Here is a 13,858-nt window from a genome sequence, read left to right as displayed (position 1 = left end):
TTGTCTCGCCGCAACCCTGGGTAGCCCATACTGTGTTAGGTCGGCGTTAGGCTAGCCGGCGGTGTCTATCGGGGAATGGCCGGCCAGGTTCTGCAGCAGGGCCGGCAGGAAGAACTCGGTCCAGTCATTGATGACATGGGCCCCAGCCGAGACCCACAGATTGCGGGTGGCGAGGAAGGCTGCGGTGAGCACCAGTCGCGCCGAGCCAATGCCGCCAAAACACTGGAGGACGTTCCAGTTGTAAGTCGGCAGATGTACGGCGGCGAACGACAGGGTCGAGACGATGACTGCGATAACCAGGCCGATCCGGCGGGAAAGGTTGAACTTGTGCACGCAGAGCCAGAGCACAGCCAGTAGCGGCAGGATGGTCAGGAGTTCTTCGCCGATCAGCTGGATGAAGGTGCGGACCAGGAATACGACCAGGTCGAATGGGCCGATATTGGCAAGTACCCCAGCGGTCGGGTTGCTGGTCAGCGGCACGAGCCAGGAAAGGGTGAGGCCGACAGCGGCCGAGACTGCCAGCGTCAGGACGGCGAAGCCAAAGGCCAGGCCGAATTCCCTTGGCCCGAAGTGTCCGAACAAAGCCGTGTGCCGGCCGCCGGTTACCGCCGCCAGGGCCAGCAGCGGCAGTCCGGTGAAGGCAATTGGTGGCACCAGATTGAGCGGGAAGGCCGGGAAGGGGAGCGCGATCAACATTGCGAAGGCCACGACGCCCGAGACCAGCACGATCAGCCAGCCCAGCGGGCTGATGTCGACCGGCCGGCCGTCGTAGTAAGGAAGGTCCGTCGTGGTAGCCACATCGCCTCCGAGATACTATTGGTGCGACCATATCGCCGGGGCGGCGGGTTCGATAGTGATCAGGATTGCTTGGACTGGCCAATGGCCCAGGTCACACCATAGGGATCGCGGAGCTGGCCGTATGTATCACCCCAGAATTCGACCTTGAGCGGCATGACCACGGTGCAGCCGGCGGCGACGGCGCGGTCGAACCACATTTGCGCGTCGGTGACTTGCAGGTGAAGGTTGTAGCCCTGCGGGGTGACGACCGGGAAACCGTGCTCGGGATAGAAATCGGACAGGAATAACGGCGCGCCATTGATTTCGACATGGCCGTGGATGATGCGATTGTCACTGCCCATCTGGTTGCGGGCCCGCTCGATGGCGCCAAATGCCTTGGCATAGAAAGCCATCGCATCGGCGACGCCATTGAGATTGACGTAGGGCGTAAGGCCACTGGTGGCGGGCTGGTCAGTCATGGCGGTCTCCTGTGAGCGCGGGTTATGCAATCACGACGAATGAGAGCTGGCCAGTTCGACAGGTCGCTGGCAATTATTGCACGGCGATCGCCGCCGCGAGGCGGGGGACGTCACCCAGCCGATCGAGATGGGCCCGGATATGGGCCGCCTCGGCTGGCGTACTGGCCAGCGCGATTGCCCGGTTGAACGCTTCGCGCGCGGCGGCGTCATCGCCCAATTGCAGCAGCAATCCGCCCCTGACACCGTGGAAATAGAAGTAGCCATCGAGGTCTCCGGCAAGTGGAGTGATCAGCGCCATCGCCGCAGCCGGGCCGCGCCATTTGCTCACAGCGACCGCTCGATTGAGGGTCACGACGGGGGAGGGCTGGATGACCTCAAGCGACTGGTAGAGGCGGTCGATCGCCGCCCAATCGGTGGCGTCGGCATGGTCGGCGCGCGCATGCTGGGCGGCGATGGCGGCCTGGACCTGATACGTGCCGACCGTGCCATGCCGCAGTGCCTTTTCGACCAGAGCGCGACCCTCGGCGATCATGGCGGCGTTCCACAAACGGCGATTCTGGTTTTCCAGCAGCACGATCTGTCCGGCCTCGTCGGTGCGCGCGGTGTGACGGGCATGTTGCAGCAGCATGAGGGCGCAGAGACCCATGACTTCGGGCTCGGTGGGGAAGAGCCGCAACAGCAGCCGGGTGAGCCGGATCGCTTCTTCGCACAGCCGCGCCGCGGCGGGGTCGGAGTGGCCGCGCGAATAGCCTTCGTTGAAGACGAGATAGAGCATGACCGCCACCGTGCCGAGGCGTTCGAGCCGGGCATGGGCATCGGGCGGATCGAATGACACCGTATGGGCTGCGATACGCGCCTTGGCCCGGGTCAAGCGCTGCTCCATGGCGGTTTCGCTGACCAGGAAGGCGCGCGCCACCTGCCGTAGCGGCACGCCTGCGACCACGCGCAGCGCCAGTGCGATCTGCTGGTTGGCCGGCAGGTCGGGATGGCAGCAGACAAAGAGCAGGCGCAGGATATCGTCGCGATAATGTTCGCCATCGAGGCGCTCGGCCATCTCGGCCTCGGCATCGCCGGTATCGGACAGGACGTCTTCCGGCGGCAGGGCTACGTTGTGGCGTGTCTTGCGCAGGGCATCGACGCCGGAATTGCGGCCTACGAAAATCAGCCAGGCGACGGTGTCGCGCGGCGGCCCTTTGTCGGGCCAGGTCCTGATGGCGCGGAGGCTGGCTTCCTGAAAAGCCTCCTCCGCCGTATCGAGGTTGCGAAAATAGCGCAGCAGCGCACTGACCGCTTGGGGGCGGGCCGCTGTCAGGGCTGCGGCTATCCACGCATTGTCTGTCATCCACCAATCTCGCTGGGATGGTAAAGGGCAAGGGGGCGGATTTCATAGCCGCCGAGCCCGGGATTGGCCTTGGCCAGGTCTTTGGCAAAGGCGATGGCCTCGTCGAGCGAGTCGCAATCGGCGATGTAGAAACCGAGGAACTGTTCCTTGGTCTCGGCGAAGGGGCCGTCGATGATCAGCGGTTCGCCCGAGGTCTTGCGCAGGGTGGTGGCCGACGTGGTCGGCAACAGGCGCGCGACCGGTCCCATCTTGCCCTTGGCCTTCATGCCGTCTTCGACCTGGGCGAGGCGCACCATGCAGGCGTCGTCTTCCTCCTGGGTCCAGGCGGAGACGGCGTTTTCATCGTTGTAGCAGAGGACGGCATACAGCATTTCGAGATCCCTCGTCAGAAACATGACGAGGGACTATGCCCAAAACAGACAGCAGGTGAAGGGATTTTTGCTCAGGCCACCGGCGGCGGCGTATTGCGCGCGATGGTGACGGTCGCACCCAGCGAGGCGAGGACGACGGCGGCAATGCCGATCAGCTGCCAGGCATCGAGCGCTTCATGCAGGATGACAAAGCCTGCCAGCGCGCCGAGGGCCGGCTGGCCGCTCATCAGGATGCCGAAAATGCGGGCTGGCATGCGGGGCAGGGCGATCATGTCGAGGGCGTAGGGAATGGCGCTCGAGAGCAATGCCACGCCGAGTGCGACAGGCAGAATGGCCGGGTCGAGCAGTTTGGACCCGGCAGTCGCGGCGCCAAATGGCAGCGCGATGGCGGCGGCAATGGCGACGCCGAGCGCGGTGATATGCGGGCCGCCGCCGGTTCCGGCGCGCTGGCCGAAAATGATGTAGCCGGCCCAGCAGACGCCGGCAGCAAGGGCGAAAAGGACGCCGATCATACTGACATCGCCGCCGGTCTGCCCGAGTGGGAGCAGCAGGGCCAGGCCGGCCACCGCAAGCGCGATCCAGGCAAAATCAAGCGGCTTGCGCGAACCGGCCAGCGCCACGGCCAGCGGACCGCTGAATTCGAGCGCGACGGCGATGCCGAGCGGAATGGTCGCCAGCGCTGCATAAAAGAACAGGTTCATCACCCCCATGACGCCGCCATAGAGCAGCACAGCGCGCCTTTGTGCGCGATCGAGCCGCTGGCGCCAGGGCCGGAAGACGATCAGCAGGACAAGGGCGGCAAGGGTCAGGCGCAGGGCGGTGGCGCCCTCGGCACCGACAAGCGGGAACAATCCCTTGGCGAGGGAGGCGCCGATCTGCGTACAGACCATGCCGAAGGTCACCAGTGTGACGGGGAACAGGACGGATTGGGGCCGCAAGGGAAGGGCTTTCGGAAGAACGCGGGTGGCTTACCAGTGTTCGAGAGCCGGTGCCACCTTGCACAGAGTCCATCCACCCACTGGCGCTCCCGCGGACTTGATCCGCGGGTCACTGTCCATGCGCACTGCGCGGCGAGAGACCCCGCGGATCAAGTCCGTGGGAGCGACTGTGGAGGAGGTGACATGCGCGCTCACCAATCCGCATTGACCCGACTCTCATCACACCTTACCGCTATCGCGGCAGGAACAAACGAGGAATGCCGATGGAATATCGCTATCTGGGCCGCTCGGGTCTCAAGGTCTCGACCTTGACCATGGGGACGATGACCTTTGGCGGTTCCGAGAAAGTCGGCCGCACGGAGCAGGATGACGCGACGCGGCAGATCGATCTGTGCCTCGATGCCGGGATCAACCTGCTCGATACCGCCAATGTCTATAATGCTGGCGTCTCCGAGGAGATGATCGGCGTCGCGCTCAGCGAGAACGGCCGCCGGCAGAAGGCGCTCGTGGCCACCAAGGTGCGCTTCAAGATGGGCGAGGGCCCCAATGAGATTGGCCTCAGCCGCCACCACATCGTGGCGCAGGCAGAGGCCAGCCTCAAGCGGCTCAGGACGGACGTCATCGACCTCTACCAGGTGCATGAATGGGATGGCATGACGCCCATCGAGGAGACGATGGAGGCGCTCGATACGCTCATCAAGCAGGGCAAGGTCCGCTATATCGGCTGCTCCAACTATTCGGGCTGGCACATCATGAAGGCGTTGCAGGCGGCCGGCGCGCGCCACGGCGAACGGTTTATCAGCCAGCAGATCCACTACACGCTGCATTCGCGCGAAGCCGAATATGAACTCATCCCGATCAGCCAGGATCAGGGTCTCGGCATCCTCATCTGGTCGCCGCTTGCTGGTGGGCTATTGTCGGGCAAGTATCGCCGCGATGGCGGGCCGAAGTCCGGCCGCCATGTCGGCGGGTTCCGCGAGCCACCGGTCAATGACTGGGACAAGCTCTATGACATCGTCGATGTCATTGTCGCCATCGCCGACAGCCGGGGTGTGTCGGGGGCACAGGTGGCGCTCGCCTGGGCTTTGGGCCGCCCGGGGGTAACGTCGGTGATTATCGGCGGGCGCAGCGAGGAGCAGTTTAGGGATAATCTGGCCGCCGCCGAGCTCAAGCTCAGCGACGAGGAGCGCGCCCGGCTCAATGCGGTGAGCCAGCCGCCGCTGCTCTATCCCTATTGGCACCAGACATTTACCGCCAATGACCGGCTGGGGCCGGCCGACCGCGATCTGCTCACCCCCTATGTGGAAGACTTCAAGCGTGGCTGATTTCCTGTTTGCGCCGCATAATCCAGTGACCGTGCCGATCGCTCGCGGCGGGCTGTTCGCCGTTCGCCGCGTGTTCTGCGTCGGCCGCAACTACGCCGAGCATGCCCGCGAGATGGGCAATGACGAGCGCGATCCGCCGTTCTTTTTCACCAAGCCGGCCGATGCGGTGGTGGTGGGTGGGGCGGCAATCCCCTATCCGCCCAAAACCGGCGATTTCCACCATGAAATTGAATTGGTCGTGGCCATCGGCAAGGATGGCAGCGACATTGCCGCGGCCGATGCTCTCGAGCATGTCTATGGCTATGCCGCGGGCCTCGACATGACCCGTCGCGACCTGCAGGCCGAAGCCAAGAAAGCGGGACGGCCCTGGGACATGGCAAAGGGGTTTGATCTGTCGGCGCCGATCGGCACGATCGAGCCGGCGGAGGCCATCGGCCATCCTGCCAGGGGCGTCATCGCGCTCGAGGTCAACGGCGCAGTGCGCCAGACCGGCGATCTGGGCGACCAGATATGGAATGTCAGCGAGACCATCGCCTATCTTTCCCAGTTCGTCACCCTGCGGGCCGGCGACCTGATCATGACCGGGACTCCCGCCGGCGTTGGCGCCGTGGCGCGTGGCGACGTGCTCGAAGGCATGATCGAGGGCGTTGGCACGGTCAGGACGTCGATCATCTGATGCCAGTCTGGTCACCCCAGCAGGATGCGGCCCTCATGGCCGTGTCCGCATGGCTCAAGGACCGGAATGGCCCGCAGGTGTTCCGCCTGTTCGGCTGGGCGGGCACCGGCAAGTCGACGCTGGCAGTGCATCTGGCGCAGGATGTGAAATCGGTCAAATACGCCGCTTTCACCGGCAAGGCGGCTTTGGTGATGCGCAAGCGCGGCTGCAAGGGCGCCCAGACCATCCATAGCCTGATCTATACGCTGGTCAGCGAGAAGGAGGGCGAACCGCGCTTCGTCCTCGACGACGAAAGCCCGGCAGCCGATGCCGACCTCATCGTCATCGACGAAGTATCGATGGTCGACGAGCAATTGGGCAAGGACCTGCTCTCCTTCGGTACCAAGGTGCTGGTGCTGGGCGACCCGTTTCAGCTGCCGCCTGTGCAGGGCGCTGGCTTCTTCACCGCCGAAGAGCCCGATATCATGCTCACCGAAATTCACCGGCAGGCGGCGGACAATCCGATCATTCACCTGTCAATGCAGGTGCGCGAGGGCGGCTTTATCGAGCGTGGTTCCTATGGCGAATCCATCGTGGTCGGACGGGAGAACGTCGATCGCAATGCGGTGCTCGAGGCCGACCAGGTGCTGGTGGGGCGCAACAAGACGCGGCTGCAATACAATGATCGCCTGCGCGAGCTGAGAGGCCTGCCGTTCCATGAGCCGGTCGAAGGCGACCGCATGGTTTGCCTCAGGAACAATCCGCGCAAGAAGCTGCTCAACGGACAGATCTGGATCGTCACCGAGGTGACGCGCCGCACCAATGGCAAGTATTCGCTGCTGCTGGCCGATGACGAAGGCAAGGGCGAGACGCGGGTGCTGACGCACAAGGCGTTCTTCTCGGGCGAAGAGGATGGCATGAGCTGGCCCGAGCGGCGCCAGTTCGACGAGTTCACCTTCGGCTACTGCCTCACCGTCCACAAGGCGCAGGGCAGCCAGTGGGATAATGTCTATCTGTTCGACGAGAGCTTCGTTTTTCGCGAGGAGCGGGCGCGCTGGCTCTATACCGGCATCACCCGTGCCGCTGAGAAGATCACGGTGGTGTCGTGACGCTGCTGCAGGTGCGGCACGAGACCGTCTACTCCTATGCCCGTCCGGTCAAATTTGGTGAGCACCGCATGCTGCTGCGGCCGCGCGACAGCATGGAACAAACGCTGGAATCGTTCGGATTGGCGATCCGACCGAAGCCGCTATCGATGCGCTGGATCCATGACGTGTTCGGCAATGGCATTGCCATCGCTGAATTCGATGAGCCGGCCGAAGAATTGCGCATCGTCGCGACCATGGTGCTCGAGCACACGCCGGAATTGACGCCGGCCTTCGAGATCGACGCAAGGGCCAAGAGTTTTCCGTTCGATTATGGCGATGTCGACGCCATTGATCTGACGCCGACGTTGCGCCGGCAATTCCCAGACGAAACCGAGGTCGATACCTGGGCCAGGCGATTCCTCGATCCACGCGGGCTGAGCAATACCGGGCACTTGCTGGCCAATATGACGCTGGGGATCAAGGAGGGCTTCAAGTACTTGCGCCGGCCCGATCCGGGGACGCAGCGACCCTCCAAGACCCTGGCCAGCCGGCAGGGCACGTGTCGCGATTTTGCATTGCTGATGATCGAGGCGGTGCGCTCACTGGGCCTCGCGGCCCGCTTCGTCACCGGCTACCTCTATTCTCCGGCCCGCGACGGTGATCACCGTGGCGGTGGCGCGACGCATGCCTGGTGCCAGGTCTATCTGCCCGGCGCGGGCTGGGTCGAGTTCGATCCGACCAATGGCATTTTCGGCACGCGCGATCTGATCCGCGTCGGCGTCGCCCGCGAACCGCGGCAGGCGATCCCGATTGCCGGAACCTTCATCGGCAGCAAGGATGACTATCTCGGCATGAGCGTGGATGTGGTCGTCGAGCGGGTGGTTAGTCCGCAGGATGGGATGGGGTAAAGGACGATCTCTCCACAAGCACTGGGCGGTACCTCCCCCTTGACGGGGGAGGCTAGGAGGGGGTGTTGAGAGCCCCGATATTCGGGCTAAACATCCCCCCACCCTTGATCCCTCCCCGCAAGGGGGAGGGTGCCGACTGACACAGCAGCGATCAATCCCGCGACACGCTCACCGCATCCGTCGTCCACTCTTCGCTCTTGTCGCCATCGATCGCATTGCTCCAAACAGTTATCGGCTGTGGGATGACCTGACCGTAGATGGTGGCAAAGGCCGTATCGGCGGCGTCGCGCCCGCAGCCGATGCGGACCATGCCATCGAGCGCCGCCATGCGCGTGGGGTCGAACAGGTACCAGCGGTCGCCTAGATAGGCCTCGAACACGGCGTGGAAGTCCTGCGGTTCGAGCTGCCAGGCGTAGCAGGAGACGAAGCGCGCCGGGATGCCGAGGGCCCGGCAGAAGGTGATGCCGAGATGGGCGAAGTCGCGGCAGACGCCGGCGCGTAACGAAAACGTGTCCGCGGCGGTTGTCGTCGTATCGCTGGTCCCGAACAGGTAGTCGACCTCGCCATTGATCCAGTTGCAGATTTCGACCACCCGGCCGAAGCCTGGCGCGATACCGCCGAACTCGCGATTGGCGAAGCGCGCCAGCTGGTCGGACGGGCAATAGCGCGACGGGTTGAGAAACGGCAGCGTGTCGAGCGGCAGCGTGGCAATCGGGACTTCGCCGATGATCGCGGGGGCCTGATGCAACGGGTCGAGATCGATCTCGGCGCTGTAGCGCAGTTGCACCAACCCCTTGGGGACGGTCAGGCGCAGATAGCGGTTGCCGGTCTCTTCGGCGGTTTTCTCGTCTGCCGGCAGGTTCGGTGTGATAGTCAGCGTTTCGCTCAGCACCCGCTGCCGCCGCTCGCGCATGGCCTCGATATTGAAGATCAGCGTCGCCGCCTCGGCCACGTCGTAGCCGATCTCGCATCCTACGGAAAATCGCACCCTGCACCCCTTGGCCGTCGCAGCGTCAACACCGGCCGGGCCCGGAGGTTCCGGGTCGCCATGCCGAAGCTTGTACGCGTTAGCGCCAAAGTGAAGGTGGGAAATGACCGCGTCATAACAAAGACAAACTTGGCGGTTGTGAAGGTTCTCATCCAAGTTGGCCAAATTGCTGATGTTTCTGGCGCTACCGGCGCTTGCGCATCAGCCCTTGATACCCCATCTTGGCGATAGAGATTTCCAGCCAGCACCAGGTCGACCACACGCCACGGAGGCAACATGCACCACGATACCCCCCTGATCACAACGATCGTCGCGGGTCTGGTGCTGGCCTATATCTTTGGCATGATAGCCAATCGGCTGAAGATGCCGCCGTTGGTGGGATATCTCTTCGCCGGTATTCTGGCCGGCCCATACACACCCGGCTTCGTTGCCGATCAGGCGTTGGGTGCAGAGCTCGCCGAACTGGGCGTCATCCTCCTCATGTTCGGTGTGGGCCTCCACTTTTCTCTCAAGGATCTGATGAGCGTGCGGGCGCTCGCCATCCCGGGCGCCATCGCCCAGATCGGCTTCGCGACCCTGCTCGGGTTGGGGCTCGGCATGCTGATGGGCTGGGACATAGGAGCCGGCCTGCTCTTCGGCCTCGCCCTCTCGGTTGCGTCTACCGTGGTGTTGCTCAAGGCCCTACAGGACAGGCGCCTGATCGAGACGGAGCGCGGTCGCATCGCGGTGGGTTGGCTGATCGTGGAAGACCTCGCCATGGTGCTGGCGCTGGTGTTGATCCCGGCCTTTGCTGGCCTCAATGGTAGTGCCGAAGCCGTACATGACCCGTTCGTTTCCTTCGTGGAGCGCGTGCTGCGCGTCGATGTCGGCGTCTGGGGCGTGCTGGGATTGACCGTGGTCAAGCTGGCGGCCTTTGTCGGCTTCATGCTCGTCGTGGGACGGCGGGTCATTCCCTGGGCGCTGCACGGCACCGCCCATACCGGCAGCCGCGAATTGTTCCGGCTGGCCGTGCTGGCCATTGCACTGGGTGTGGCGCTGGGTTCGTCCGTGCTGTTCGGCGTATCGCTGGCGCTGGGCGCATTCTTTGCCGGCATGATCCTCTCTGAAAGCGAGCTCAGCCATCGCGCCGCGCAGGAGACCTTGCCACTGCGCGACGCTTTTGCGGTGCTGTTCTTCGTGTCGGTCGGCATGCTGTTCGATCCCGCGATCATCGTCACCAATCCGCTGCCGGTGCTGGCGACGGTGTTCATCATCGTCATCGGCAAGTCGCTGGCGGCTTTCGCCATCGTGCTGCTGTTCCGCCGCCCCGTGGGGACGGCGCTGACCATTTCCGCCTCGCTGGCCCAGATCGGCGAATTCTCGTTCATTCTCGCCAGCCTTGGCGTATCGCTCGCTATCCTCCCATCCGAGGGGCAGGATCTGATCCTGGCGGGTGCGCTGATTTCCATCGTGCTCAACCCGGTGGTGTTCTGGGCGGTGGAGCGGGTCAAGCCGCGCATCGAGGCCAAGGTTGCCGCCCGCCGTGGCACGCAGCCTGAGCCGGCTCGGGCTGAGCCGGTCGAGCCGACCATGGCTGCCAGGGGCCCAGCCGTCACCGATGCGCCGAGCACGGCGGCGGTCGATCGCGGCCTGCCGGGAGCGGATGATGATGGCGGGGAGCCCTCGACCCAGACCGGTCATACCGTGCTGGTCGGCTACGGCCAGGTGGGCCGTATCGTTGCTGATGGCATCCGGGCCGATGGCGGCGGGCTGGTGATCATCGAGGATTCCGACCACGACGTCGCCGCCGCGCGGGCCGAAGGCTTCGAGGTTGTGTTCGGCAATGCGGCGAGCGAGGATACGCTCAAGCTCGCCAATCTGGGCGCGGCCCGCAACCTGCTCATCGCTATTTCCAATGGCTACGAGGCGGGCTCGGTGTGCGAATCCGGTCGCAAGCTCAATGCCGGCATCAGCATCGTCTCGCGCGCCTATTCGGAGGAGGAGGAGACATTCCTGCGCGGCCTGGGCGCCACAACGGTTATTCGCGGCGAGCGCGAAATCGGCCGTGGCATCCTGGCCTTCCTGCGCGGTGATCGTGCCGGCGACACCGTAACAGTGGCCGCGCCCGTCGATCCCAAATTGCCGCCGAGCGATAACTTGCTGGCCATGGCTGCGGCTGTTCCTGCCGTCGCGGTGGCGAGCACGACCGAGCCGGAAGCGGAGTCCATGGTGGCCGAACCGGCCGCGGAGCGTACCGAGGCTGGCGAAATCGAGGTCATCGAAGCGCCGGTTGTCGCGACCGACGAGGTCATTGTTCTGCCGCCGCCTCCGGCGGACGAGACGCTTCCCGCGGCGACGCTGGAAACGATCGAGGCGACGCCAGCGGTAGGTGAGGCGCCGGCTGCTATCGATGAAATCCTGCCTGCGCCATCCGTCGAGACGGAATTCCAGCCGACGGAGGCCGGGGAGCCCTTGGTTGAGGCCGGCGCCACCTCAGATGAAGTCGAAGCGGTAGCGGAAACGCCCGCCGCAGCGCTCGAGGAGATCGCGGAAACCCCGGCCGAAGAAGCCGAGGAAATCGCGCAGCAGGAATCCGATGAGACCAGCGAAGGTGGCATTGCGCCGCCCGAGCCGGAAACCGAGGGTGAGCCGGAGCCGGATACAGAGGACAAGCCCGAAGCGGGCGTGCCGCCCGTGCTGCCAGAGCCGAAAAGCTAGGCCCTTGTCAAAGGCTTGCGCGGTGGGGCATAGGTCTAGGGTTGACGTCGGCGGGCCGCACGGGTCCGCCGGGAGCACCCCAGGTAGATGATCTCGCAAAAAGCCAAATACGCCTTGCGTGCGCTGGTTTCCCTTGCCCGGGCCGGGCGCGGCGAAACCATGATGATCGGCGAGATCTCCAAGGAACAGTCGATCCCCAAGAAATTCCTCGAGCAGATCTTGCTTGAGCTCAAGCGGGCGGGCTTCGTTGCCAGCCGGCGGGGTCGATCGGGTGGTTACGAGCTGCTCAAAGCGCCCGAGCTGATCATGTTCGGCGATGTGCTGCGGTTGATCGACGGGCCGATCGCGCCTCTGCCCTGCCTCTCCAAGATCGCCTATCGCAAATGCGAGGATTGCCGCGACGAGGCGAGCTGCGAAATCCGCCACGTGTTTGAGCGCGTGACCCTGGCGACGCGCGAGGTGTTGGATCGCACCACATTGGCGGATTCACTGCGGTTGGAAGATATCCCGGTTTAGGGACGCGCGCCGCCCCGCTCAGATGTCATTCCGGCGAAGGCCGGAATCCATCCTGAGGCCTTTCAGACACCGCCGCTCCGCTCATTTGTCTCAGGATGGACCCCGGCCTTCGCCGGGGTGACACCGTGGTGGTGATGGAACAAGGTCCTACCCAAACACCACCGTCTTGCGACCGTTGAGCATGACCCGGCTCTCCAGGTGCAATTTCACCGCGCGGGCCAGGACGCGGCTTTCGATGTCGCGGCCGGCAGCGACCAGGTCGTCCGGGCTCATGGCATGGGTGACGCGAGCGGTTTCCTGCTCGATGATCGGGCCTTCGTCGAGGTCTGGCGTCACGTAATGGGCCGTCGCGCCGATGATCTTGACGCCACGCTCATGGGCCTGGTGATAGGGCTTGGCGCCCTTGAAGCTGGGCAGGAACGAGTGGTGGATGTTGATGACCTGGCCGAAAAGCCGGGTGGAGAGACTATCCGACAGCACCTGCATGTAGCGCGCCAACACCACCAGATCAGCGCCGCTCGATTTGACCAGCGCCAGCACCTGCTCTTCCTGTGCGACCTTGGTGTCGCGCGTCACCGGCAGCAGGTGGAACGGAATGCCCTCGGCTTCCGCCAGCTTCCGCGTCGTATCGTGGTTGGAGATGATCGCGGCGACCTCGGCGTCGAGCCAGCCGACCTGGATCTGGTAGAGCAGGTGGCGCAACGTGTGGTCGAACTTGCTGACCATGATCACGATGCGCTTCCTGCGGCTTTCCTCGACCAGGTTGGTTTTCATGGAAAAGCGCTCGATCGGCGATTTAAGCGCGCGCTCGATCGCGTCGCGACTCACGGTTTCAGGGGCGGTGAAGGCCAGGCGCATGAAGAAGCGGCCCGTCTCGCGATCCCAGAACTGGTTGGATTCGGCGATATTGGCGCTGAGTGCCGCGAGCTCGGTGGTCACGGCGGCGACGATGCCGGGCCGGTCAGCGCAGGAGAGGGTGAGGACGAAATTGGCCGACGACATCGTGCCGCTCCGGGTTTAATCTGGGCAGCGGTATCAATGGCTTGAGCCACTTCGTCAAGGGCGCAGCAAAAAGGGCCACCCTTGCGGGCGGCCCTTCCTGAGTTTCGGCCTCTCGAATGCGTCGGGCGAGCCCGACACTTCGGCCTTGAAGGAGCTGCTAGCCGAGAACCTCCCGTACCAGCACCTTAAATCCAAGACCCTCTTCGAGCGCCGTAATCTCATAAGACATTGGATCACCTCCTTCACGTTGGTTGAACATGAGGGGAGGTTGCGCCGATTTTTCGCCCCTGTCCAGTCACACATTTCTGTCACGCTGATGACAGCTGCCGAGCGACCCGAACGATGACCAATCCGCGCGACGTCAAATACGCCAATGAGAGCATTGCCCGCTGGCAGGATAGCCTCAAGCGGCGGGCCATGCTCGAAACCAACAACATCGCCTTCGCCTGCCTGCGTGGATTTCTCATAGAACTGCGCGGGCGGTTGCCGCTCGCCGACATTGCCCGCTTGGGCAATCACCTGCCAGCCGTGCAGCGCGGCGTGTTCTATCAGGACTGGGAGCCGGCCGAGCCGCTACCGACGCCGGACCTGGCGGCATTCGAGGCGGCATTGGCGCAGCGTCTCCTGCCGCATGTCCATATGCCCCAGGGCCTCGTGGCCGACATGCTCTGGCTGCTCAAGACGCAGAGCGAGCCCTTCGACGCGGCAGCGATACGGCCGCTGCTGCCGGCGCCGCTCGTCGCTATCTGGGACCAGGCCTGACCCTGCCGCC

The 13,858-nt window shown here is 64.2% G+C and carries 13 protein-coding genes and 1 pseudogene; 7 read left to right on the top strand and 7 right to left on the bottom strand.

The features are described from left to right. Positions 1-51: 51 nt before the first annotated feature. From MF606_RS19915 to MF606_RS19895, 5 genes are all read right to left on the bottom strand, one after another. A complete protein-coding gene (locus tag MF606_RS19915) occupies positions 52-798 on the bottom strand; it encodes a type II CAAX endopeptidase family protein (protein WP_240231066.1) in 747 nt (248 codons plus the stop codon). A gap of 59 nt (positions 799-857) precedes the next feature. Next, positions 858-1,256 carry a VOC family protein gene (locus tag MF606_RS19910; protein WP_240231065.1) on the bottom strand — a complete coding sequence of 133 codons (399 nt, stop codon included), beginning with the start codon at positions 1,254-1,256 and terminating at the stop codon, positions 858-860. Between the two features lie 73 nt (positions 1,257-1,329). Then, positions 1,330-2,598 carry an RNA polymerase sigma factor gene (locus MF606_RS19905; RefSeq protein WP_240231064.1) on the bottom strand — a complete coding sequence of 423 codons (1,269 nt, stop codon included), beginning with the start codon at positions 2,596-2,598 and terminating at the stop codon, positions 1,330-1,332. Further along, positions 2,595-2,969, bottom strand: a complete 375-nt coding sequence (locus MF606_RS19900; RefSeq protein ID WP_240231063.1) for a YciI family protein — start codon at positions 2,967-2,969, stop codon at positions 2,595-2,597. The genes MF606_RS19905 and MF606_RS19900 overlap by 4 nt, the downstream gene beginning before the upstream one ends. Before the next feature lie 71 nt (positions 2,970-3,040). Continuing rightward, on the bottom strand, positions 3,041-3,907 hold the full coding sequence (locus MF606_RS19895; RefSeq protein ID WP_240231062.1) for an EamA family transporter: 867 nt from the start codon (positions 3,905-3,907) through the stop codon (positions 3,041-3,043). A 263-nt stretch (positions 3,908-4,170) separates the two neighbouring features. On the opposite strand from MF606_RS19895, the gene MF606_RS19890 reads away from it, so the two are divergent. The 4 genes from MF606_RS19890 to MF606_RS19875 are packed head-to-tail and all read left to right on the top strand — an operon-like array spanning position 4,171 to position 7,883. Next, entirely contained in the window at positions 4,171-5,232 is a 1,062-nt protein-coding gene (locus MF606_RS19890; RefSeq protein ID WP_240231061.1) for an aldo/keto reductase, read from the top strand. Beyond that, positions 5,225-5,908 carry a fumarylacetoacetate hydrolase family protein gene (locus tag MF606_RS19885; RefSeq protein WP_240231060.1) on the top strand — a complete coding sequence of 228 codons (684 nt, stop codon included), beginning with the start codon at positions 5,225-5,227 and terminating at the stop codon, positions 5,906-5,908. Before MF606_RS19890 ends, MF606_RS19885 begins: the two co-directional genes overlap by 8 nt. After that, on the top strand, positions 5,908-6,996 hold the full coding sequence (locus MF606_RS19880; protein WP_240231059.1) for an ATP-dependent DNA helicase: 1,089 nt from the start codon (positions 5,908-5,910) through the stop codon (positions 6,994-6,996). Before MF606_RS19885 ends, MF606_RS19880 begins: the two co-directional genes overlap by 1 nt. Beyond that, complete coding sequence (locus MF606_RS19875; protein WP_240231058.1) at positions 6,993-7,883, top strand: transglutaminase family protein; 891 nt, start codon at positions 6,993-6,995, stop codon at positions 7,881-7,883. Before MF606_RS19880 ends, MF606_RS19875 begins: the two co-directional genes overlap by 4 nt. Positions 7,884-8,034: 151 nt before the next feature. Here MF606_RS19875 and MF606_RS19870 read toward each other — a convergent pair whose 3' ends face one another. Beyond that, positions 8,035-8,871 carry a transglutaminase-like domain-containing protein gene (locus MF606_RS19870; RefSeq protein ID WP_240231057.1) on the bottom strand — a complete coding sequence of 279 codons (837 nt, stop codon included), beginning with the start codon at positions 8,869-8,871 and terminating at the stop codon, positions 8,035-8,037. A gap of 276 nt (positions 8,872-9,147) precedes the next feature. Between MF606_RS19870 and MF606_RS19865 the strand changes: the two are divergent. Both MF606_RS19865 and MF606_RS19860 read left to right on the top strand, forming a co-directional pair. Beyond that, positions 9,148-10,911 (top strand): annotated as a pseudogene (locus MF606_RS19865) (cation:proton antiporter domain-containing protein); the annotation flags it as partial. A gap of 744 nt (positions 10,912-11,655) precedes the next feature. After that, positions 11,656-12,084: an RrF2 family transcriptional regulator gene (locus tag MF606_RS19860; RefSeq protein ID WP_240231056.1), complete on the top strand. Its 429-nt coding sequence runs from the start codon at positions 11,656-11,658 to the stop codon at positions 12,082-12,084. A gap of 147 nt (positions 12,085-12,231) precedes the next feature. Here the strand turns inward: MF606_RS19860 and purU are convergent, their stop codons facing one another. Then, positions 12,232-13,086, bottom strand: a complete 855-nt coding sequence (gene purU, locus MF606_RS19855) for a formyltetrahydrofolate deformylase (RefSeq protein WP_240231055.1) — start codon at positions 13,084-13,086, stop codon at positions 12,232-12,234. Positions 13,087-13,428: 342 nt separating this feature from the next. Here purU and MF606_RS19850 point away from each other — a divergent pair, with 342 nt between their 5' ends. Next, the gene (locus tag MF606_RS19850) at positions 13,429-13,848 is read left to right on the top strand and encodes a DUF2267 domain-containing protein (protein WP_240231054.1); all 420 of its coding nucleotides are present in this window, start codon (positions 13,429-13,431) and stop codon (positions 13,846-13,848) included. Positions 13,849-13,858: the final 10 nt, after the last annotated feature.

This window comes from Devosia lacusdianchii, assembly GCF_022429625.1.
Taxonomy (GTDB): domain Bacteria; phylum Pseudomonadota; class Alphaproteobacteria; order Rhizobiales; family Devosiaceae; genus Devosia; species Devosia lacusdianchii.
The sequence above is the reverse complement of the archived record's forward strand: the minus strand, read 5'-3'. Positions and strand labels throughout refer to the sequence as shown.